Below are 19,608 nucleotides of genomic sequence, written 5' to 3'. Positions count from 1 at the left end.
CACGGGATCGGAACCCGTGCGGACGACACGAACCCGTGCGGACCCGTCGTGCGGGGGAACACGCCGGGTCGGGGACCCGTTGACCGGGGTATGGGCGAGGAACAGCACGAGCTGCTCGAGAAGGCGAAACAGGGCACGCTGGCGACGATCAAGCGCAGCGGGATGCCGCAGCTGTCCCCCGTGACACCGCACTACGACCGGGCGGCCGGGACGATCCGGATCTCGATGACCGAGGGCCGCGCGAAGACCGCGAACCTGCGCCGCGACCCGCGCGCCGCGCTCAGCGTGGAGAGCGCCGACGGCCGGGCCTGGGCGACCGCCGAGGGCCCGGTCGAGCTCATCGGCCCGGACGACTCCCCCGACGGCCCGGCGGTGCAGGCGCTCGTCGACTGGTACCGGGACGCGGCGGGCGAGCACCCGGACTGGGACGAGTACCGCGAGGTCATGGTCCGGGACCGGCGGATCCTCATGACGATGCGGGTGCAGCGCGTCTACGGCGAGAACCTGGGCTGAGCGTGCCGCGACGGGTGCGGCCACCGGCCCCGCCCGTCGTCGCACCCGCGCTGTACAGCCGCGGTGTGCACCGGCTCAGTCCCTCAGACCGTCTCGTCCAGGAGCTCGCCGAGCAGCCGGGCCACCGTCGGCGTCTCGACCAGGAACCCGTCGTGGCCGTACGGCGAGTCGATCACCTTGAGCGGGTCGGCGTGCGGGATCCCCGCGGCCAGCTCCTCCTGCTCGGCGAGCGGGTAGAGCCGGTCCGAGGTCACCCCCGCCACGTAGGTCCTGGCCCGCACCCGGGCCAGCGCCGGGGCGACCCCACCGCGGTCCCGGCCGACGTCGTGGTGGTTCATCGCCTGGGTCAGCCGCACGTAGGACGCGGCGTCGAACCGGTGCACCAGCTTCTCCGCGTGGTGGTCCAGGTAGGACTCGACGGCGTAGCGGCCGCCGTCGAACGGGTCCTCGGTGTCCTGCGGGTCCCGGCCGAACCGGGTCGCCAGCTCGTAGCCGGACCGGTAGCTCAGGTGCGCGATCCGGCGGGCGATGCCGAGCCCACGCCATGGTCCCTCGGGCAGCTGGTGGTAGTCACCGCCGTGCCAGTGCGGGTCGGAGCGGATCGCCTCGATCTGCGGACTCGCCCAGCCGATCTGGTCCGCCGACGACGCCGCGGGCCCGGCCAGCAGGAACAGCCTGCGCACCCGGTCCGGCTCGGTCGCCGCCCACTCCAGCGAGCGCATCGACCCCATCGAGCCGCCGATCACGCAGGCGAACGCGTCGATGCCCAGCGCGTCGGCGAGGTACTGCTCGGCGGCCACCGTGTCCCGCACGGTGACCACCGGGAACCTGCTCCCCCAGGTGCGGCCGTCCGGCGCCGTCGACGCCGGCCCGGTGCTGCCCTGGCAGCCGCCGACCGCATTCGGCGCGACGACGAACCAGCGCGCCGGGTCCAGCGGGCCGCCCGGCTCGATCAGCCCGGGCCACCAGCCCGCCGTCGGGTGCCCCGGGCCGGCGGGCCCCTCCAGGTGCGTGTCACCGGTCAGGGCGTGCAGCACCAGGACGGCGTTCGAGCCGTCCGGGGCGAGCTCGCCCCAGGTCTCGTACGACAGCCGCACGGCGGGCAGCTCGCCGCCCGCCTCCAGTTTCAGTGGTGCTGGCAGGTCGAGGAACCGACGGCGTCCGGGGTCGTCCCCCTCCCGCCACGCACCGGTGGCGGGAGGGAGCGGCTTGTCTCTCACATCCAACAGGAGATCAGGCACCCTTCGACGCGCGGAAACCGGCGTCCAGGTCCGCCTTGATGTCCTCGATTCCCTCCAGGCCGACCGACAGCCGGACCAGGCCCGGCGTGACCCCGGAGGCCAGCTGCTCCTCGGCGGCCAGCTGGCTGTGCGTGGTGGACGCCGGGTGGATCACCAGGCTGCGGACGTCGCCGATGTTGGCGAGGTGGCTGTGCAGCTCGAGCGCGTCGACGAACTTCTTGCCCGCCTCCACACCGCCCTGCAGCTCGAACGCGACGATGGCGCCGCCACCGGTCGGCAGGTACCGCTGCTGGGCGGCGTGCCACGGCGAGGACGCCAGGCCCGCGTAGTGCACCTTCTCCACCTCGTCGCGCTGCTCCAGCCACTCGGCCAGCGCCTGGGCGTTCGCGTTGTGCCGCTCCATCCGCAGCGACAGCGTCTCGATGCCCTGCAGGATCAGCCAGGCGTTCTGCGGGGAGATCGCCGGGCCGAGGTCGCGCAGCAGCTGCACGCGGGCCTTGATGATGTAGGCGATCGGGCCGACGGCGTCGGTGAACACCGCGCCGTGGTAGCTCGGGTCCGGGCTGGTCAGGCCCGGGAAGCGCTCGGCGTTGCCGACCCAGTCGAACTGCCCGGAGTCGACGATGATGCCGCCGACCGAGGTCCCGTGGCCGCCGAGGAACTTCGTCAGCGAGTGGGTGACGATGTCCGCGCCGTGCTCGATCGGGCGCACCCCGTACGGCGTCGGGACGGTGTTGTCCACGATCAGCGGCACCCCGGCGGCGTGCGCGACATCGGCGACCCCGCGGATGTCGAGCACGTTGCCCCGCGGGTTGCCCAGCGTCTCGCCGTAGAGCGCCTTGGTGTTCGGCCGGATCGCGGCCTTCCACTCCTCGAGGTCGTCGGGGTCGTCGACGAACGTGACCTCGATCCCCATCTTCGGGAACGTGTAGTGGAACTGGTTGTAGGTGCCGCCGTAGAGCGAGGCGCTGGAGACGATGTGGTCCCCGGCCTCGGCGATGTTCTGGATCGCGAGCGCCTGCGCGGCCTGCCCGGACGCGACTGCCAGCGCCGCGGCGCCACCCTCCAGCGCGGCGACGCGCTGCTCCAGGACGTCCTGGGTCGGGTTCATGATCCGGGTGTAGATGTTGCCGAACTCGGCGAGCCCGAACAGGTTCGCGGCGTGCTCGGTGTCACGGAAGACGTAGGACGTCGTCTGGTAGATCGGGGTCGCCCGGGCACCGGTGGTCGGGTCGGGGGCGGCGCCGGCGTGCACCTGCTTGGTCTCGAACGACCAGGATGCGGTCTTCTCGGGGTCGGTCATGAGGGAATCTCCTCGGTATCGGCCGACGCCGTCGGCGGTCGGATGCCGGTCCGTCTGGGACCGGGCGGCGTGCGCCTGCGGCGTCGGCGGTCGGGTCGGCGGAGGAACGCGGCCGGTGCGTCTGACGCACCGGCCGGATCGAGCACGAGGTCAGCGACAGGGGCGACAGGTCGCGCTCGTGATCCGCATGCAGTCGACGTGGAGGCGCGCCACGAGGCAGGTCACGCCCGGAAACCTAGTCCGGTACTCCGTCCGGCACAACGCCCCGGTCGGGCGGCTCGGTGGCCCGTCTAGGGTGGCGAGCCGTGCTCGTGCTGCTGCCGCCCTCCGAGACCAAGCGCCCCGGTGGGGACGGTGCCCCGCCCGACCTCGCCGCGCTGTCCCACGACGCCGATCTGGGAACGCTCCGCAAGGAGCTGTGCGACGAGCTGGTCGCGCTCGCCGCGGATCGTCCCGCCGCCCGGGCCGCGCTCGGCGTCTCGCCGCGGCAGGACGCCGAGATCGAACGCAACGCCGCACTGTGGACGTCGCCGACGCTGCCGGCACTGGACCGCTACACCGGGGTGCTCTACGACGCGCTCGACGCCGGCTCGCTGACCCGGGCGACCCGGGACCGTGCCCGGGCCCGGCTGGCGGTCTGCTCGGCGCTGTTCGGGTTGCTCGGCGCCGACGACCCGATCCCGGCCTACCGGCTCTCGGCGGGGTCGAAGCTGCCCGGCTCGGGGACGCTCGCCGCGCGCTGGCGGCCGGTGCTCGATCCGCTGCTGGGCCGGATCTCCGAGGGCGAGCTGGTGGTCGATCTGCGCTCCGGGGGCTACGCGGCGCTGGGCGCGGTGCCGGGTGCGGTGACGGTGAACGTGCTGGCCGAGCGCGCCGACGGTTCACGGTCGGTGGTCAGCCATCACAACAAGGCACACAAGGGCGGGCTGGCGCGGCTGCTGGCGACCTCGCGGGCCGAGCCGGCGGACGCCACCGCCGTCGCCCGGATCGCTCGCCGGGCCGGGCACACCGTGGAACGCACCGGGGACCACCTGGACCTGGTGATCCCGGCCTGATCCGGGCCCGCCCCGGGCTCGATCCCGGCCCCATCCCCGGGCCCGACCCAGGCCGATCCCCGGGCCTGATCCCGGCCTGGCCTCCGGGCCCGATCAGCGCCCGATCAGCCGAGTGCGCTGAGCGCGCCGAGCGCGAGTGCACCGAAGGCCACTCCCCAGACGACCACGGTGATCGCCTGCCAGATGATCACCTGCTGCCGGTTCAGACCGGCCGCGACCATCGCGAACGGGGTGATCGAGATCGCCATCAGGGTCGGGGCGGCGAGCGAGGCGATCGGCACCCCGTAGCGGTCGACCCGGGCCAGCAGCTTGCGGCGCCGATCGCTCTGCGGCTTCGCACCACCCTTCGTGATCCCCCGGCGCGCCCGGTCCCCCAGCCACACCGCGGCGGCCAGCGCGATCAGGTTGCCGATCACCGCAGCCCCCACCGCGAGCACCACCGGCATCCCGGCCACCACCCCGATCCCGGCACCCACGTAGGACTCCAGGAACGGCACGATCCCGATCACCAGCACGGCGAGCACCTGGACCACCGGGTGCAGGGTGTCGACGAAGACGTTCAGCTGCTCGATCATGTCCATGATCCTGCCGGTCCGCCCGATCGCCCGGAACGTCCGGTTGTCACCCGTCCACCGCGGCGTTGCACGGGACAGCAGTGACAGATGTCAGATGTCCCACGGCACCGCCGGACTCAGGCCGCGCCGCGGCGCGTACCCTGATGTCACGAGTGCCCGGCCACCCAGCTGCCGGGCCGAGCTTTCCCATCACGGAGCGCGCGCCGCGAGGACGCCCAGCCGCGCCCGGGCCCGTCGGCCGAGCACCCGTTCAGCGAGGTCTCCGCAAGACGTGCCACGTCACGCGAGGAGACCTGTGACCAGGCCCCAGTTCCGCCCGCCGTCGTCCGACGCGGGTCAGTCCACCGATGGACGGCCGTCCCGCCGCCGGGCCACCCGGCCCGCCGGGTCCGCCGCATCGGCGACCCCCTCCGCCGACCGGCCCCGTGGCGACCGCGCCGCGGCCGGCGGCGAGCGCCCCGGCCGTGCCGCACCCGCCCGGGCCGCCCGCGGCACCGGCCGGCGCGCCGACACCGAGCACCCGCGCGGCCCTCGTACCGAGGGCAACCGCGGCCGCGCCGCGGACACCACGGCCCGGGCCGGGGGCCCGAGCCGGCGGCGTCGCGGCAAGGGTTCCGGAGCCCCGCAGCAGGCCCGCGGGCAGGCCGCACCGAGCACCACCGGCACCGCCGACGTCCAGTGGACGACCCCCGAGTCGGGCATGCCGTCGTTCGCCGAGCTCGGACTGCCCGAGGGCCTGGTGAAGGCGCTCGCCGACGAGGGCTTCACCGCGCCGTTCCCGGTGCAGGCGGCCACCCTGCCGGACACCCTGGCCGGGCGCGACCTGCTCGGCCGCGGCCAGACCGGCTCCGGCAAGACACTCGCCTTCGGGCTGGCGCTGCTCGCCCGGCTCGCCGGCGACCGGGCCCGCTCCCGGGCACCGCTCGGGCTGGTGCTGGTGCCGACCCGTGAGCTCGCGGCCCAGGTCGTCGATGTCCTCACCCCGCTGGCCGGTCCGGTGAACCTGCGGCTCGCCACGATCGTCGGCGGGCTGTCGATGTCCAAGCAGGTCGCCGAGCTGCGGCGTGGGGTCGATCTGCTCGTCGCCACCCCGGGACGGCTCACCGACCACCTCCAGCAGGGCACCTGCGATCTGTCCGAGGTCACCGTCACCGCGCTCGACGAGGCGGACCGGATGGCCGACATGGGCTTCCTGCCGCAGGTCCGCTCGATCCTGGACCGCACCCCGTCCGACGGTCAGCGGCTGCTGTTCTCCGCGACCCTGGACGGCGACGTCGATGCGCTCGTCCGCCGGTACCTCACCGATCCGGTCACCCGGTCGGTCGCCCCGGCCACCGCGAGCGTCGACACGATGGAGCACCACGTGCTCGTCGTCGGCTCCGACGACCGGGCCCGGGTGATCGCCGAGATCGCCGCCCGGGAGGGCCGCACGATCATGTTCGTACGCACCAAGCACGGTGCCGACCGGATGGTGCGCGTGCTGCGCCGCCAGGGCGTCGCAGCCGGGCCGCTGCACGGCGGACGCTCGCAGAACCAGCGCAACCGCGCCCTCGACGACTTCCGCTCCGGTGCGGTGCCGGTGCTGGTCGCGACCGACGTCGCCGCCCGCGGCATCCACATCGACGACGTCGGCCTGGTGGTACACGTCGACCCGCCCGCCGACCCCAAGGCGTATCTGCACCGCGCCGGGCGGACCGCCCGGGCCGGTGAGGACGGCGTGGTCGTCACGCTGTCCACTCCGGAGCAGAAGGCCGAGGTCGACACGCTCACCCGGCAGGCCGGGGTGAAGCCCGAGGTCGCACGGGTCGGGCCGGGACATCCGGACCTGGTCCGGGTCACCGGGTCGCGGGAGCCCTCGGGCGAGCCGATCCCGACCCCGCGCAGCCAGCAGCCCGCACCGGCCAAGGGCCGTGGGCGGGGCAGGCGCCGCTAGGGCACCGCGTCGGTCCGGGCCGGCCGCGGACCCGCTCCGAGCGGGTCCGCGGTGACAACGCCTGCTTCTCGCGCGCGATCCGCCGGCACCTGCGCGAGCGGCGCATCGGCACGGTCGTCCCGGAACCGTCCGATCGATATCAGGCAGGCTCCCCCGCGCCGACCCGGATCCCGGACATCAGGTTGCGCACGAGCGCGTCGGTGAAGTCGATGGTCAACGGCTGGTCGGGGATGAGCAGCCGGTGGTACCCGGCGCCCCACAGCTGGTCGACGACGATCTCCGGGTCGACGTCGGCCCGGATCTGCCCGCGCTGCCGGGCCCGGGTGAGCGCCTCGACGGCGAGCGCGCGCCGGGGACCGGAGTACACCGCTCGGAAGGCGGCAGCCAGCTCCGGATCGGTCTGCGCCTGACCGACCAGCTCGGCCACCGCCCGGCCGGCCGGGCCGCGCAGCACCGCGACGAACGACCGCAGCTGGTCACGCAGGTCCGCCTCGATGTCCCCGGTGTCCGGGAACGCCAGCTGCTCGGTCACGGCGTGGGTGTAGCCGTCGAGCGCCAGCGCACCCTTCGAGGGCCACCACTTGTAGAGGGTCACCTTGCTGGCCCCGGACCGCGCGGCGACCCGCTCGATGGTGAAGGCCGCCATGCCCTCCGCGAGCAGGATCTCCCCCGCTGCGTCGAGGATCTCCCGTCGCACCTGCTCGGCGGGCCTGCGGCCGCGGCCACGCCGGGCGGGCCCGGGATCGGGACTGTGGTTCAGGTCACCCGTCATGAAGTGGACTCTCCGTTCATATCTTGCTTATATGTACCCATCGTACATAACAGCGAGACGTCCGAGGAGGACCCCATGGCTCGCCCCACCACCCGCACCGCGATCGTGACCGGCGGCTCCGGCGGCATCGGCCGTGCCGTCGCCGAGCGACTCGCCGCCGACGGCTACGCGGTCGTCGTGCACTACTCCGGCAACGAGCGGCGTGCCGCCGAGACCGTCGAGGCGATCACCGGCGAGGGCGGGACCGCCGTCGCAACCCGCGCCGACGTCGCCGACGAGAACCAGGTCGTGGCGCTGTTCGACAGCACCGAGCGCCGGTTCGGCGGCGTCGACGCGGTGGTGCACACCGCCGGGATCATGGAGCTCGCCCCGCTCGCCGAGACCGAGTTCGACATGCTCGACCGGATGCTGCGCACCAACGTCCGCGGCACCCTGGCGGTGGCCCGGGAGGCCGCGCGGCGCGTCCGGGGCGGCGGTGCGATCGTCACCTTCTCCTCGACGGTCGTCCGGCTCGCGCTGCCCACCTACGCCGGCTACGCGGCGACCAAGGGCGCCGTCGAGGCGATGACGCTGATCCTGGCCAGGGAGCTGCGCGGGCGCGACATCACCGTGAACGCGGTCGCACCCGGCCCCACCGCGACCCCGCTGTTCCTCGACGGCAAGGACGAGGCGACCGTCTCCCGGCTCGCCGCGCAGTCCCCGCTCGAGCGACTGGGCACGCCCGTGGACATCGCCGGCGCCGTCTCGTTCCTGACCGGCCCCGACGGCCGCTGGATCAACGGCCAGGTGCTGGCCCCCAACGGCGGCGCCGCCTGACCTCACCCACCGCAACCACCGGGAGCTGATGGCCCGTGTCCGAACAGAAGACCATCCTGATCACCGGTGCCGGATCCGGCTTCGGCGCATTGTCCGCACGCGCGCTCGCGAGCGCAGGCCACACCGTCTACGCCGCCATGCGTGACACACACGGCCGCAACGCCGACCGGGTGGCCGATGCCGCCCGGTGGGCCGCCGACAACGACGCCGACCTGCGCACCGTCGAGCTCGACGTGCTGTCCCAGGAGTCCGCCGACGCCGCACTGGAGACCGTCCACCGCGAGCGCGGCCGGCTCGACGTCCTGGTGCACAACGCCGGCCACATGGTGACCGGCCCCACCGAGGCGTTCACCCCCGACGAGATCGCCGCCGTGTACGACACGAACGTGCTGGGCACCCAGCGCGTCAACCGCGCCGCGCTGCCCCGCATGCGTGCACGCGGCGGCTGCCTCGTCCTGTGGGTCGGCTCCACCTCGACCCGCGGCGGCACCCCGCCGAACCTGGCGCCGTACTTCGCGGCGAAGGCCGCGATGGATTCCCTCGCCGTGTCCTACGCCGCCGAGCTCGCCCGGTTCGACATCGAGACCACCATCCTCGTGCCGGGTTCGTTCACCAGCGGCACCAACCACTTCGCGACCGGCGGGCATCCCGCCGACCGGGCCACCGCCGACGCCTACGAGGCCCGCTACCCGGGACTGGTCGACCAGGTCGGCGAGCGGCTGGCGGAAATGGCCCCGGCCGATGCCGACGTCGCGCAGGTCGCCGAGGCCGTGGTCCGGATCGTCGGCACCGCGCACGGCTCCCGGCCGTTCCGGGTGCACGTCGATCCGGTCGACGACGGGTCGGAGGAGGTCTCCGACATCGCCGACCGGGTGCGTGCGCGGTTCCTCGACCGGATCGGGTTCGGGGATCTGCTGCACCCGCACGCGTCCTGAACCGCCCGGACCCGATCTACTGCCGGATCCCGGTCCTCGCGGCCTCCGCCACCCGCGCGACGAGCCGGCTGTTGTGCGCGGCGTGCCGGAACCCGGGCGTCCGATGTGTCCCCTCGGTGAGGTCGCGCGCCAGGCTCGCGTACACCTCGCCCACGTTGATCGACGCGCCGGTCCAGATCTCGGCGGCGGTCGGGCCCGTGCCCGAGGCGACCGGCAGGTCGGGTGCGGCGAACTCGACGTCGGAGCTCAACGTGAGGTCACCGACCTGGACCCCGGCGGGGTGGTTCCCGGTGAGCATCAGCCGGCCCGCTGTGCCGCGGACTTCCAGCCGGAACTCCGCTTCCTGTACCGGCACGCCGGCCAGCACCTGCACACTGACGGGGGCACCCGATCCCGTCTTCACGACGGCGTCGAGGTGGTCGGGCACCTCGCGGACGGTGGTCGCGCCGGTGTCGGCGAGCGCCACCTCGGGCCAGAGCAGCTCGGTGCGGGCATCGACCTCGGTGATGTCACCGAGCACCGCCTCGACCACGTCGAGGACGTGCGCCGCGGCGATCTGCAGCAGGCCGGCACCGGCCTCCGCCTTGTCGAAGTACTCGTAGGCGCTCGCCGACTCCGGGCCGTTCCCGAACGTCGTGGCGGTGACACGCGCCGAGAGCAACCGGCCCAGCCGGCCCTCGGCGACGATCCCGGCAGCCCGCCGGACCGACGGGTTGTGCCTGCCCTGCAAGCCGATCGCGGTGTGCAGCGGACCGACCGCGGCGGCCATCTCCTCGGTCTCGGCCACGGAGGTGCCCAGCGGGGACTCCGAGTAGAGTGCCTTGCCCGCGGCGAGGGCGGCGAGCACCAGATCCCGATGGGCCGGGACCTTGACGGCCACGGTGACCAGGTCGATCGCCGGGTCGGCGATGAGCTCGAACGGGTCGGCGAACCAGCGGCCGGCACCGAAGACCTCGGCCGCACCACGCGCGCTCTCCGCCCGCCGGGTGGCCACCGCCGCCAGCTCGAACTGCGGTTGCGCTGCGAGCGCGGGCACGTGTGCGGCACCTGCCCAGCTCGCCTTCGTGTCGGCCCCGATGATGCCGACGCGGATCGGATGGTGCGTCACGGTGTTCGGCTCCGTTCGTGTGCTGCCGGCCGCCGACGGTGTGTCGGGCGGCCCCTTGTCTGCGGCGTGCTCATCGGTCGATGGACGCCATGTCGGACTCCCGATGGCGGTCGCCAGAGGCCGGAACCAGCTCGTCGAGCCGGGCGAGCTGCGCAGCGGTGAGCCGGACCTCGTCCGCCGCACAGTTCTCCGCGAGCCGCTCGACACGCGTCGTACCAGGAATGGGAGCGACCCCCTCCCCCTGCGCGAGCAACCAGGCCAACGCGACCTGCGCCGCCGTCACACCGGCGTCACTCGCAACCGCCCGCACCCCGTCCACGATGCGTAGATTGCGCGTGAGATTGCCCCCGGTGAACCGCGGATTCGTGCGACGCCAGTCGGTCTCGTCCAGACCATCCAGGGAGCGGATGCCGCCGGTGAGAAATCCGTGCCCGAGCGGTGCATAGGGAACCAACCCGATCCCCAGCTCGCGCAGCGTGGGCAGCACGTCGGTCTCGACATCGCGGGTCCAGAGCGAGTACTCGGTCTGCACGGCGGCCACCGGGTGGACCGCATGCGCCCGACGGATCGTCCCCGCCGCAGCCTCCGAGAGCCCGATATGGCGCACCTTCCCCTGCGCCACCAACTCACCCAGCGCGCCGACCGTCTCCTCGATCGGCGTGTCCGGATCCACCCGGTGCTGGTAGTAGAGGTCGACATAGTCGGTTCCGAGCCGACGCAGCGACCCCTCCAGCGCGGCACGCACGTTCGCGGACGTGCCGTCCGGAACGGACCGGCCGGCATGCGAGATCATGCCGAACTTCGAGGCGAGCACGACCCGCTCACGGCGACCGCGCACAGCACGCCCGAGCAACTCCTCGTTGACGAACGGCCCATACCCCTCCGCCGTATCCAGATGCGTGACACCGAGATCGATCGCACGATGAACCGCGCGGACCGACTCGGCCTCATCCCGACCAGCACCGGTATAGAACCCCGACATCCCCATCACCCCCAGGCCGATCCGCGAGACCTCGAGACCCCCCAGCGACGTGCTCCGCATCTGCTCTTCCCTCCGGACGAACACCCTCGAACTTGATACTTCAACATGTACGCCCACGGACTTGAAGTGTCAACAAGTCGATTGGTGTCTCGTCGCCGGAGGGTTGGGGTCGGAATCGCTGGATCCAGGCGTTCCGCCCGCAAGGCGCCGGACGAGCCCGGTACCGGAGGTACTCGGCTCATTCGGCAACGCCGCGAGCGGGCGGCCGGGCCGCCGAGTTCGGCCCTGAACGTTCTGCGACGGAGCACCAGCATGCACTCGTGACGGACACGGCGAAGCAGGGCGAGGCGACCCCGGCGACCCGGTGGCTGAACGACGACGAGCTCCGGGCCCGGCCCGGCCAACTCGGCTGTCATGATCAGTCTGCCGGCCGCTCTGAACGCACGGTTGGCGTCGAACGCGGCTTCGCACGATGACATGGCCTGGCGACCCGCTACGACGCGCTCGCCCCGGCCTACCACGCGAAGGCGATCGTCACCTGGTCCCGGGGATCAGGAGACACGCTGGTCCCGGCCGGTCCCGGCGACGGGACACCGAACGCAGGACACGCGACACGGAACCGGCCGCGGCGGTCACCGCCGCGGCCGGTTCTCAGTAGTTGCGGGCCTCGGTGTTTCCCGGCCACGGCGCCTCCGAGCCACAGCGCTCCGGAGCTCGGTGCTTCCGGAGCCCAGTGTTTCCGGCGCCCAGTGCTTCCGGAGCCCAGTGCTTCCGGAGCTCAGTGCTTCCGGCGCCCAGTGTTTGCGGAGCTCAGTGCTTCCGGGCCTCGCGGCGCAGCTGGATGATCCGGCCGGTCCCCGGGACCGCGACCAGCAGGATCCCGGCGATCGCCGCGAACAGCAGCGCCACGCCGGTCGGCAGGGTGCCGCTCAGCCACAGGAAGTTGATCACCACCGGCGTCGTGTTCTGCACGATGAAGATCAGCAGGAAGATCAGCACGACGGCGGAGAGGATCAGCGTCGCCCACAGACCGCCGGTGCGGCTGTGCGGGATCGAGCGACGCACCGTCGTGCTGTCGTCGCCCGCGGGCTGCGGCTCCCCGGTCGGCACGGCCACGGTCGGCTGCTCGGACGGCTCGATCTCGGTCGAGGGCTCCGGGACCCGCAATGCGGGATGGGTCTCCGGATCCGCGGTGGGGTCCTCCGGCCCGACCCGGCCCCATGCGGGCCGATCCCCGCCCCGTCGGTCGTCGCTCACGTACACCCTCCACGATCGTCTCCGGCCCGGGAGTATCGCCCACCACCGGCCGCGACCGCCCGGCGGCGCGCGGGCGGCGGCACGCCGATCGGGTGGGTCATCCGTTGTATCGTGCGCGACCGAACCGTGCCGGGCCCGTCCGGTACGGCCGCTGCCGTACGGCACTGTCGCCGTCCGTCGTGAGGAGCGCCCCGTGGACCACGCCGAGGCCGTCAGGCTGTTCTTCGCCGCCACTCCCGAGGGAATCGGCACGCCCGGCCCGGTGCGCGGCGGCGGACCGGCCCGGGCGCTGCGCGACGCGCTGGAGCCGGTCGCCATGCACGACGTGTGGGCCCGAGCGGTGGGCGACGCGGCCGCGGAGTACGGCCACGACTTCTTCTCCGCCTACGTGACCGGCCGGGCCGGCCCGCTCGGCGCCGACGCGCCACCGCAGCTCGTCGCCGCCACGTTCGCCGTGTTCGAGCCCGGCTTCGTCGGCGAGACCTGGATCCGTGGCCGCTCGCTGCTACCGGTGTCGGAGCACCTGCGGATCCGGGACGCGGCGACCGCGGCGAGCCTGGCCGGGATCCTCGGCGACGACCCGGAGATCGACTCGACCGCCACCGTCCTGGAACGCGCCGTCGACGCCGTGTCCGGCGCCGGGCGGCCGCTGTTCTCCGCGCTGCGTGCCCGTCCCCGCCCCACCGAACCGGCCGGGCGGCTGTGGCGGGCCGCCGACCTGGTCCGCGAGCACCGCGGCGACGGCCACCTCGCCGCCGCCGTCGCGGCCGGGCTGGACCCGGTCCGGATGGGCATTCTGGCCGAGCTGTGGGTGGGCTACCCGCTGGGCGAGTACTCCGGCACCCGGGCCTGGCCGGAGGAGCCGGCCGCCGAGGGCGCCCGCCGGCTCGCCGCCGACGGCCTGATCACCGGCACCGGCCAGGACACCGCCCTCACCGACGCCGGACGCGCGTTCCGGGCCGCCGTCGAGGACGCCACCGACGCCGCCCAGGCCGATCTGGTCGCCGCACTGGGCGACGACCTGCCGTCGGTCACCGAGCGGCTCGACCGCTGGTCCGACGCCTGCGTCGAGGCCGGCGCCTTCCCGCCGGACGTCCGCAAGCGGGCCGCGGGCTGAGTACGGAGCACGCCTCCCGGTGGCAGCTCCCGATCCCGTGCTGCGCCGTCGACTCGAGCCGGGATCACCGTCCCCGCCGCGCCGCCGGGCGAGGTGGGGCCGCCGCGGGTCCGCCCGGACCGGCGAGTCAGCCCCTGGCCATCGGGACGTGCGGGATCCCGTCCTCCACGAACGACTCCCCCGCGACGACGAAGCCGTGCCGCGCGTAGAAGGCCTCCTGCGCCTGCTGGGCGTCCAGCACGCACTGCCGGTCGCCGACCTCGGCCAGCGCCGCGTCCATCAGCCGGTGCCCGAGGCCCCTGCCGCGAGCGTCGAGCCGGGTGCAGACCCGGCCGATCCGGTAACCGCCGCCGGGCTCCTTCAGCAGCCGGAGGGTGGCGAGGATCTCGACGGTGCCGCCGCGGTCGGCGGCCAGCCAGTAGTGCCGGGTCCGCTGTTCCAGGTCGCGGCCGTCGAGCTCCTGGTAGGGACATTCCTGCTCGACGACGAACACCTCGGTGCGCAGCGCGAGCAGCGCGTACAGCGTTCCGGTGTCGAGATCGGACGCCCAGCTGCGGCGCACCGTGGCGCCCTGCGTGTGCACGGTCACCGGCCCTGGGTACCAGACGGCCCGGCCGCAGCGGAAGCGGTTAGCCTCGCGGTGTGTCCCACCACGATCTGGTCGTCATCGGCACCGGCTCCGGCAACACCTTCCTCGACGAGCGGTTCGCCGGGCTGGACGTGGCGCTGGTCGAACACGGGGTGTTCGGCGGCACCTGCCTGAACGTCGGCTGCATCCCCACCAAGATGTACGTCTACGCCGCCGACGTCGCCGAGACCGTCCGGCACGCGCACACCTACGGCGTCGACGCGAGCGTCGACAAGATCCGCTGGACCGACATCCGGGACCGGGTGTTCGGCCGGATCGACCCGATCTCCGCCGGCGGCCGGGAGTACCGGGTGGAGCGCAGCCCGAACGTCACCGTGTACTTCGGGCACGCCCGGTTCACCGGTGAGCGCGAGCTCGCCGTCGACCGGACCGACGGCTCGGGCACCGACGTCGTCACCGCGGACCGGGTGGTGCTCGCCGCAGGCTCGCGGCCCACCGTCCCGGCCGCGATCGAGGCCTCCGGGGTGCCGTTCGAGACGTCGGACACCGTGATGCGGATCGACGCCGTCCCGCGGCGGCTCGCGATCGTGGGCAGCGGCTTCATCGGCAGCGAGTTCGCCCACGTGTTCTCCGCACTCGGCGCCGAGGTCACCGTGATCGCCCGCGGCCCGCGGCTGCTGCGCCACCTCGACGACACGCTCTCCGAGCGCTTCACCGAGATCGCCGCGGCCCGCTGGGACTGCCGGCTCGGGCGGCAGGTGACCGCGCTGTCCGGCGACGGGTCCGGCGGGAGCGGCGAGGTGACGATCACCCTCGACGACGGCTCCGAGGTCGTCGCCGACACCCTGCTGGTCGCGACCGGGCGGATCCCCAACGGGGACCGGATGGATCTCGACCGGGCCGGGATCACGATGCACGCCGACGGCCGGGTCGCCGTCGACGAGTTCCAGCGCAGCGTCTCCGCCGAGAACGTGTGGGCGCTCGGCGACGTCAGCTCGCCGCACCAGCTCAAGCACGTCGCCAACCACGAGGCGAAGATCGTCGGGCACAACCTGAGCCACCCGTCCGAGCTGCGTGCGACGAACCACGATCTCGTCCCGTCGGCGGTGTTCACCGAGCCGCAGATCGCCTCGGTCGGGCTCACCGAGACCGAGGCCCGTGAGCAGGGGCTCGACGTCACGGTGAAGGTGCAGAACTACGGCGACGTCGCCTACGGCTGGGCGATGGAGGACCGCACCGGCCTCTGCAAGATAGTCGCGGAGAAGGGCACCGGGCGGCTGCTCGGTGCGCACATCCTGGGCCCGCAGGCGTCCACCCTGATCCAGCAGCTGATCCAGGCGATGGTGTTCGGGCAGGACGCGCGGGCGCTGGCCACCGAGCAGTACTGGATCCACCCGGCGCTGCCCGAGGTCGTCGAGAACGCCCTGCTGGGCCTGGAGATCTAGGCCCGGCCCAGCCCCGACCCGGGTCCGGGTCCGGGTGCGGGAGCCGCGGCGGCGCGGTCAGCTCGCCGCGCGCTCGGCCGGGCCCACCGGATCCCCCGGGGTCTCGCCGCGGTCGACCTGCTCCGGGTCGAACGGCGTGGCCGGGCGGGTCTCGTCGCGCATCCCCTCGAGCAGCGTGGTGACCTCGTCCATGATCTTCTTCGTGGCGGCGTCCAGGGTGCTGCGGGTCAGCGGCCGCCCCTCGAACTCCGACAGGTCGACGGGCGGGCCGAGCGCGATGCCGATCCGCTTGCGCGGGCGGAAGCTCGGCCGTCCCTCGGCGGGCAGGAAGTCCTGGGTGCCCCAGTTCGCCATCGGGATCACCGGGGCGCCGGAGCGCAGCGCGATCCGGGCGACGCCGTTCTTCGGCTTCATCGGCCAGCCGGCCGGGTCGGCGGTGTAGGTGCCCTCCGGATAGACGGCGACGATCTCGCCCCGCTCCAGCGCGTCGATCGCACCGGCGAACGACTCGGTCGCCCGCTTCGACGCCCGGTACACCGGGATGTGCCCGCCCCCGCCGAGCACCCACTTCACCACCGGCACGCTCCACAGCTCCGACTTGGCCATGAACCGCGGCATCCGGCCGTGCGTGGTGCCGAACGCGATGTCGAAGATCGGGTCGGAGAACGAGACGTGATTGGCCACCAGCAGCGCGCCCCCGGTGCGCGGCAGGTGCTCGCCGCCCCGCCAGCCCAGCCGGGTGCCCCACAGCACGAACGGCCAGATCACCGCGATCGCCAGACCGAACCAGAATCCCGACCCGCGGTGCCGCCGCCGCAGCGTGGCCGCGATCCGCTGCCGCACCGTCAGCTCCGGTGGCATGCCCATCGTTGCGCTCCTCGTAGTCGGTGTCCCCTGCTGATCCGGCCGTGCCGGGGACGCCCCCTCATCCTCGTCGCTGTCCGGCCGCCGGATCCACCGGGTACGACCCGCCGATCATCACCGGCCCGGCCCGCCGGCGCGTCCGTGCTTGCACGGAGCCGGCCCGCCCCGGCCGGTGACCTGCGGCCGCCATCCCACCGAGTCGCCGGGGCCGCGGTCCACCGCCGCCGGTGTGATGCCGGTCCCAACGACCGGGCCACGACCGCCGCCCCGGACGAACCACCGGTGAACCCGCACCCGTCCCCGTGAGGTGAGCAGTGCCCGACCCGATGCCCTGGCTGGAGACCGCAGGCCGGACACATCCGGCCCCGGCCGGTGTCGTCCTCGTCGCCCACGGCGGGCGGGCGCACTCCACCGCACCGGCCCGGCGGCGCGGGCTGGCCTACCGCCGGATGCCGCCGTTCGCACGCGCCGTGGAACGGGCCGGGCGGGAGCACCGCACCGGGCTGGGCTCCGGGATCGCCACGCATCTGCTCCGCTACCGGGTCCGCGGCTGGAACGGCCCCGCGATGGACGCCCTGCGCGATGTGCAGTGGGCCGTTCGCGAGCTCACCGACCGCCACCCCGGACGTCCGGTCGTGCTGGTCGGGCACTCGATGGGCGGGCGCGCCGTGCTGGGCGCCGCGGGCGCTGCCGGTGTGGTCGCGGTCTGCGGTCTCGCGCCGTGGCTGGACGACACCGATCCGGTCGCCCAGCTCGCCGGGCGGGCGGTGCTGATCGCGCACGGCGACCGGGAACGGATGACGGACCCGGCGGCGTCGTACGCCTACGCGCTGCGGGCCCGCGAGGTCACCGACCGGGTCGCGCGCTTCGACGTGCACGGCGACGGGCACGCGATGCTCCGCCGGGCCGCCGACTGGACGTCGCTGGTGTCCCGGTTCGTACTCGGTGAGCTCGGGGCCGAACCCCGGGACCCGGTCATCTCGAATGCCATGACAGAACCCGCGCCCGCCGGGCTGCGGGTCGCGCTGGAACCGGCACGCCGTTGAGCCGCCGGTGCACCCCGACAGCAGGAGGAGCGAGACGATGACCGGTCGGCCGACCGTCGCGGTGGTGGGCAGCGGAGTGTCCGGCCTGACCGCCGCGCACCTTCTCGCCGCCACCCACGACGTCACCCTCTACGAGGCCGACGCCCGGCCCGGTGGGCACGCGCACACCCACGAGCTCACCACCTCCGACGGCGGGATCACCGCCGTCGACACCGGCTTCATCGTGCACAACGACCGGACCTACCCGAACCTGCTCCGGCTCTTCGGCGAGCTCGGCGTCGCCACCCAGGACTCCGACATGTCGATGTCGGTCCGGTGCGACGGCTGCGGGCTGGAGTACGCCGGGGCACGCCGGATCGGTGGGCTGTTCCCGCGGGCGTCGAACCTGGTCCGGCCGCAGTACCTGCGGATGCTCGGTGAGGTGACCCGCTTCCACCGGCACGCCCGGCGGGTGCTGCACGACGACATGGCCGGCGACGTCACGCTCGGGGCGTTCCTGGCGATCGGTGGCTACTCCCGCTACTTCGTCGACCACTTCATGATCCCGGTCGTCTCCTGCGTGTGGTCGGCCGGTGCGGCGCTCTCGCTGGACTACCCGGCCCGGTACCTGTTCACCTTCCTCGACCACCACGGGATGCTCGCGATCGGCGGATCCCCGCAGTGGCGCACCGTCACCGGTGGCTCACGGTCGTATGTGGAGCAGATCGTCAAGCAGCTCCCGGCCGTCCGGACCTCCACCCCGGTGCGGTCGGTGCTGCGCACTCCGGCCGGCGCCGAGATCCGGGACGACGCCGACGGGCTCGCCGGGTTCGACAAGGTGGTCGTCGCCACCCACCCGGACCAGGCGCTGCGCATCCTCGGCGACGACGCCACCGCCGACGAGCGGGCGGTGCTCGGCTCGTTCGGCTACTCCCGCAACGAGACCTGGCTGCACCACGACACCTCGCTGCTCCCGCGGGCCGCGGGCGCGCGGGCGTCCTGGAACTACCTCAAGCCGGCCTGCTCCCCCACCGCGGACGCACCGGTCCTGGTCAGCTACGACATGAACCGATTGATGCGGCTCACCGATCCCGACGACTGGGTCGTCACCCTCGGCGCGGCGGGCCGGGTCGATCCGGCCACCGTCGTCGCCCGGATGACCTACGAGCACCCGGTCTACACGCCGGCCTCGGTGGCCGCGCAGCGCCGGCTGCCGGAGCTGAACACCCCGGTCACCGCGTTCGCGGGTGCCTACCACGGCTGGGGCTTCCACGAGGACGGCTGCGCGTCGGGTGTGCGGGCCGCCCGCGCGCTGGGCGTCGAGTGGGGCGCCCGATGAACCCGGCCCCCGCGATCTACGACGCGCAGGTCCGGCACGCCCGGCACCGCGACGTCCACACCACCTTCGCCCACCGGATCCACCTCTGGCTGGTCGACCTGGACGAGCTGCCCGAGCTGCCGTTCTGGCTGCGCCCGTTCGCCCGGTTCCGGGCCGCCGATCACGTCGGCGATCCGGAGCTGAGCATCCGGGCCAACATCGGGAACCTGCTCGCCGGGTACGGGATCGACCTCACCGGCGGCCGGGTGCTGATGCTCGCGCACGCCCGGGAACTGGGGCACGTGTTCAACCCGATCTCGGTGTTCTGGTGCCATCGCGCCGACGGCAGCCTCGCCTGCGTCGTCGCGGAGGTGCACAACACCTACGGCGGGCGGCACTGCTATCTGCTCCGGCCCGACGAGCACGGGCGGGCCCACGCCGACAAGGAGTTCTACGTCTCGCCGTTCCTGGAGACGCGGGGCTACTACACGATGCATCTCCCGCTGCCCGGCGACCGGCTCGCCGTCGCCGTCACCCTGCACCAGGACGGGCGTCCCGCACTGACCGCCACGCTGGCCGGCACCCGCCGGCCGGCGGGCACCCGCGAGATCGTCCGCGCGCTGCTGCGCAGGCCGTTCGTCACCCGTCGCACGTCACTGCTCATCCGGCTGCACGGCATCGCGCTGTGGCTGCGCCGGCTACCGGTCGTGCCACGGCCACCCGCATCAGACCGCTCCGAGGAAGGTGTCTCCCGATGACC

The 19,608-nt window shown here is 73.5% G+C and carries 19 protein-coding genes; 10 read left to right on the top strand and 9 right to left on the bottom strand.

Annotated elements, in window-relative coordinates:
- Positions 1–90: 90 nt before the first annotated feature.
- Positions 91–513 carry a PPOX class F420-dependent oxidoreductase gene (locus Pdca_RS09660; RefSeq protein WP_085912452.1) on the top strand — a complete coding sequence of 141 codons (423 nt, stop codon included), beginning with the start codon at positions 91–93 and terminating at the stop codon, positions 511–513.
- A gap of 83 nt (positions 514–596) precedes the next feature.
- Here the strand turns inward: Pdca_RS09660 and metX are convergent, their stop codons facing one another.
- Positions 597–1,733 (bottom strand): homoserine O-acetyltransferase MetX, encoded by a 1,137-nt coding sequence (gene metX / locus Pdca_RS09655; RefSeq protein WP_085912451.1) that lies wholly within the window; start codon positions 1,731–1,733, stop codon positions 597–599.
- 13 nt (positions 1,734–1,746) lie between these two features.
- Positions 1,747–3,057 carry a bifunctional o-acetylhomoserine/o-acetylserine sulfhydrylase gene (locus Pdca_RS09650; RefSeq protein ID WP_085912450.1) on the bottom strand — a complete coding sequence of 437 codons (1,311 nt, stop codon included), beginning with the start codon at positions 3,055–3,057 and terminating at the stop codon, positions 1,747–1,749.
- A gap of 305 nt (positions 3,058–3,362) precedes the next feature.
- Between Pdca_RS09650 and yaaA the strand changes: the two genes are divergently transcribed.
- Positions 3,363–4,112 carry a peroxide stress protein YaaA gene (gene yaaA / locus Pdca_RS09645; RefSeq protein WP_085912449.1) on the top strand — a complete coding sequence of 250 codons (750 nt, stop codon included), beginning with the start codon at positions 3,363–3,365 and terminating at the stop codon, positions 4,110–4,112.
- A 104-nt stretch (positions 4,113–4,216) separates the two neighbouring features.
- Here the strand turns inward: yaaA and Pdca_RS09640 are convergent, their stop codons facing one another.
- Complete coding sequence (locus Pdca_RS09640; protein WP_125911338.1) at positions 4,217–4,687, bottom strand: hypothetical protein; 471 nt, start codon at positions 4,685–4,687, stop codon at positions 4,217–4,219.
- A gap of 700 nt (positions 4,688–5,387) precedes the next feature.
- On the opposite strand from Pdca_RS09640, the gene Pdca_RS09635 reads away from it, so the two are divergent.
- Positions 5,388–6,620: a DEAD/DEAH box helicase gene (locus Pdca_RS09635; RefSeq protein ID WP_197720044.1), complete on the top strand. Its 1,233-nt coding sequence runs from the start codon at positions 5,388–5,390 to the stop codon at positions 6,618–6,620.
- 139 nt (positions 6,621–6,759) lie between these two features.
- Here the strand turns inward: Pdca_RS09635 and Pdca_RS09630 are convergent, their stop codons facing one another.
- Positions 6,760–7,392 (bottom strand): TetR/AcrR family transcriptional regulator, encoded by a 633-nt coding sequence (locus Pdca_RS09630; RefSeq protein ID WP_085912447.1) that lies wholly within the window; start codon positions 7,390–7,392, stop codon positions 6,760–6,762.
- A gap of 75 nt (positions 7,393–7,467) precedes the next feature.
- Here Pdca_RS09630 and Pdca_RS09625 point away from each other — a divergent pair, with 75 nt between their 5' ends.
- On the top strand, positions 7,468–8,208 hold the full coding sequence (locus Pdca_RS09625; protein WP_085912446.1) for an SDR family oxidoreductase: 741 nt from the start codon (positions 7,468–7,470) through the stop codon (positions 8,206–8,208).
- A 35-nt stretch (positions 8,209–8,243) separates the two neighbouring features.
- Entirely contained in the window at positions 8,244–9,143 is a 900-nt protein-coding gene (locus Pdca_RS09620; RefSeq protein WP_085912445.1) for an SDR family oxidoreductase, read from the top strand.
- Positions 9,144–9,159: 16 nt separating this feature from the next.
- Here the strand turns inward: Pdca_RS09620 and Pdca_RS09615 are convergent, their stop codons facing one another.
- From Pdca_RS09615 to Pdca_RS36780, 3 genes are all read right to left on the bottom strand, one after another.
- A complete protein-coding gene (locus Pdca_RS09615; protein WP_085912444.1) occupies positions 9,160–10,251 on the bottom strand; it encodes a Gfo/Idh/MocA family protein in 1,092 nt (363 codons plus the stop codon).
- 70 nt (positions 10,252–10,321) lie between these two features.
- Positions 10,322–11,293, bottom strand: coding sequence for an aldo/keto reductase (locus Pdca_RS09610; RefSeq protein ID WP_085912520.1), 972 nt, complete (start codon positions 11,291–11,293; stop codon positions 10,322–10,324).
- Positions 11,294–12,043: 750 nt separating this feature from the next.
- Complete coding sequence (locus Pdca_RS36780) at positions 12,044–12,490, bottom strand: LapA family protein (protein WP_125911337.1); 447 nt, start codon at positions 12,488–12,490, stop codon at positions 12,044–12,046.
- 193 nt (positions 12,491–12,683) lie between these two features.
- Between Pdca_RS36780 and Pdca_RS09600 the strand changes: the two genes are divergently transcribed.
- On the top strand, positions 12,684–13,607 hold the full coding sequence (locus tag Pdca_RS09600) for an SCO6745 family protein (RefSeq protein WP_125911336.1): 924 nt from the start codon (positions 12,684–12,686) through the stop codon (positions 13,605–13,607).
- A 127-nt stretch (positions 13,608–13,734) separates the two neighbouring features.
- Here Pdca_RS09600 and Pdca_RS09595 read toward each other — a convergent pair whose 3' ends face one another.
- The gene (locus Pdca_RS09595; protein WP_085912441.1) at positions 13,735–14,196 is read right to left on the bottom strand and encodes a GNAT family N-acetyltransferase; all 462 of its coding nucleotides are present in this window, start codon (positions 14,194–14,196) and stop codon (positions 13,735–13,737) included.
- 53 nt (positions 14,197–14,249) lie between these two features.
- Between Pdca_RS09595 and Pdca_RS09590 the strand changes: the two genes are divergently transcribed.
- On the top strand, positions 14,250–15,641 hold the full coding sequence (locus Pdca_RS09590) for a mycothione reductase (protein ID WP_085912440.1): 1,392 nt from the start codon (positions 14,250–14,252) through the stop codon (positions 15,639–15,641).
- A 57-nt stretch (positions 15,642–15,698) separates the two neighbouring features.
- Here the strand turns inward: Pdca_RS09590 and Pdca_RS09585 are convergent, their stop codons facing one another.
- Positions 15,699–16,508: a lysophospholipid acyltransferase family protein gene (locus Pdca_RS09585; RefSeq protein WP_232021493.1), complete on the bottom strand. Its 810-nt coding sequence runs from the start codon at positions 16,506–16,508 to the stop codon at positions 15,699–15,701.
- 311 nt (positions 16,509–16,819) lie between these two features.
- Between Pdca_RS09585 and Pdca_RS09580 the strand changes: the two genes are divergently transcribed.
- The 3 genes from Pdca_RS09580 to Pdca_RS09570 are packed head-to-tail and all read left to right on the top strand — an operon-like array spanning position 16,820 to position 19,606.
- Entirely contained in the window at positions 16,820–17,551 is a 732-nt protein-coding gene (locus Pdca_RS09580; RefSeq protein ID WP_232021492.1) for an alpha/beta fold hydrolase, read from the top strand.
- 37 nt (positions 17,552–17,588) lie between these two features.
- The gene (locus Pdca_RS09575) at positions 17,589–18,869 is read left to right on the top strand and encodes an NAD(P)/FAD-dependent oxidoreductase (protein ID WP_085912438.1); all 1,281 of its coding nucleotides are present in this window, start codon (positions 17,589–17,591) and stop codon (positions 18,867–18,869) included.
- Complete coding sequence (locus Pdca_RS09570; RefSeq protein WP_085912437.1) at positions 18,866–19,606, top strand: DUF1365 domain-containing protein; 741 nt, start codon at positions 18,866–18,868, stop codon at positions 19,604–19,606. Before Pdca_RS09575 ends, Pdca_RS09570 begins: the two co-directional genes overlap by 4 nt.
- Positions 19,607–19,608: the final 2 nt, after the last annotated feature.

Source organism: Pseudonocardia autotrophica (assembly GCF_003945385.1).
Taxonomy (GTDB): Bacteria; Actinomycetota; Actinomycetes; order Mycobacteriales; family Pseudonocardiaceae; genus Pseudonocardia; species Pseudonocardia autotrophica.
The sequence above is the reverse complement of the archived record's forward strand: the minus strand, read 5'-3'. Positions and strand labels throughout refer to the sequence as shown.

Coding starts and splice junctions, on each gene's coding strand:
- Pdca_RS09650 (WP_085912450.1), bottom strand. CDS start 3,057: ATGACCGACCCCGAGAAGACCGCATCCTGGTCGTTCGAGACCAAGCAG.
- Pdca_RS09630 (WP_085912447.1), bottom strand. CDS start 7,392: ATGACGGGTGACCTGAACCACAGTCCCGATCCCGGGCCCGCCCGGCGT.
- Pdca_RS09625 (WP_085912446.1), top strand. CDS start 7,468: ATGGCTCGCCCCACCACCCGCACCGCGATCGTGACCGGCGGCTCCGGC.
- Pdca_RS09635 (WP_197720044.1), top strand. CDS start 5,388: ATGCCGTCGTTCGCCGAGCTCGGACTGCCCGAGGGCCTGGTGAAGGCG.
- Pdca_RS09640 (WP_125911338.1), bottom strand. CDS start 4,687: ATGATCGAGCAGCTGAACGTCTTCGTCGACACCCTGCACCCGGTGGTC.
- Pdca_RS09570 (WP_085912437.1), top strand. CDS start 18,866: ATGAACCCGGCCCCCGCGATCTACGACGCGCAGGTCCGGCACGCCCGG.
- Pdca_RS09575 (WP_085912438.1), top strand. CDS start 17,589: ATGACCGGTCGGCCGACCGTCGCGGTGGTGGGCAGCGGAGTGTCCGGC.
- Pdca_RS09660 (WP_085912452.1), top strand. CDS start 91: ATGGGCGAGGAACAGCACGAGCTGCTCGAGAAGGCGAAACAGGGCACG.
- Pdca_RS09585 (WP_232021493.1), bottom strand. CDS start 16,508: ATGGGCATGCCACCGGAGCTGACGGTGCGGCAGCGGATCGCGGCCACG.
- Pdca_RS09610 (WP_085912520.1), bottom strand. CDS start 11,293: ATGCGGAGCACGTCGCTGGGGGGTCTCGAGGTCTCGCGGATCGGCCTG.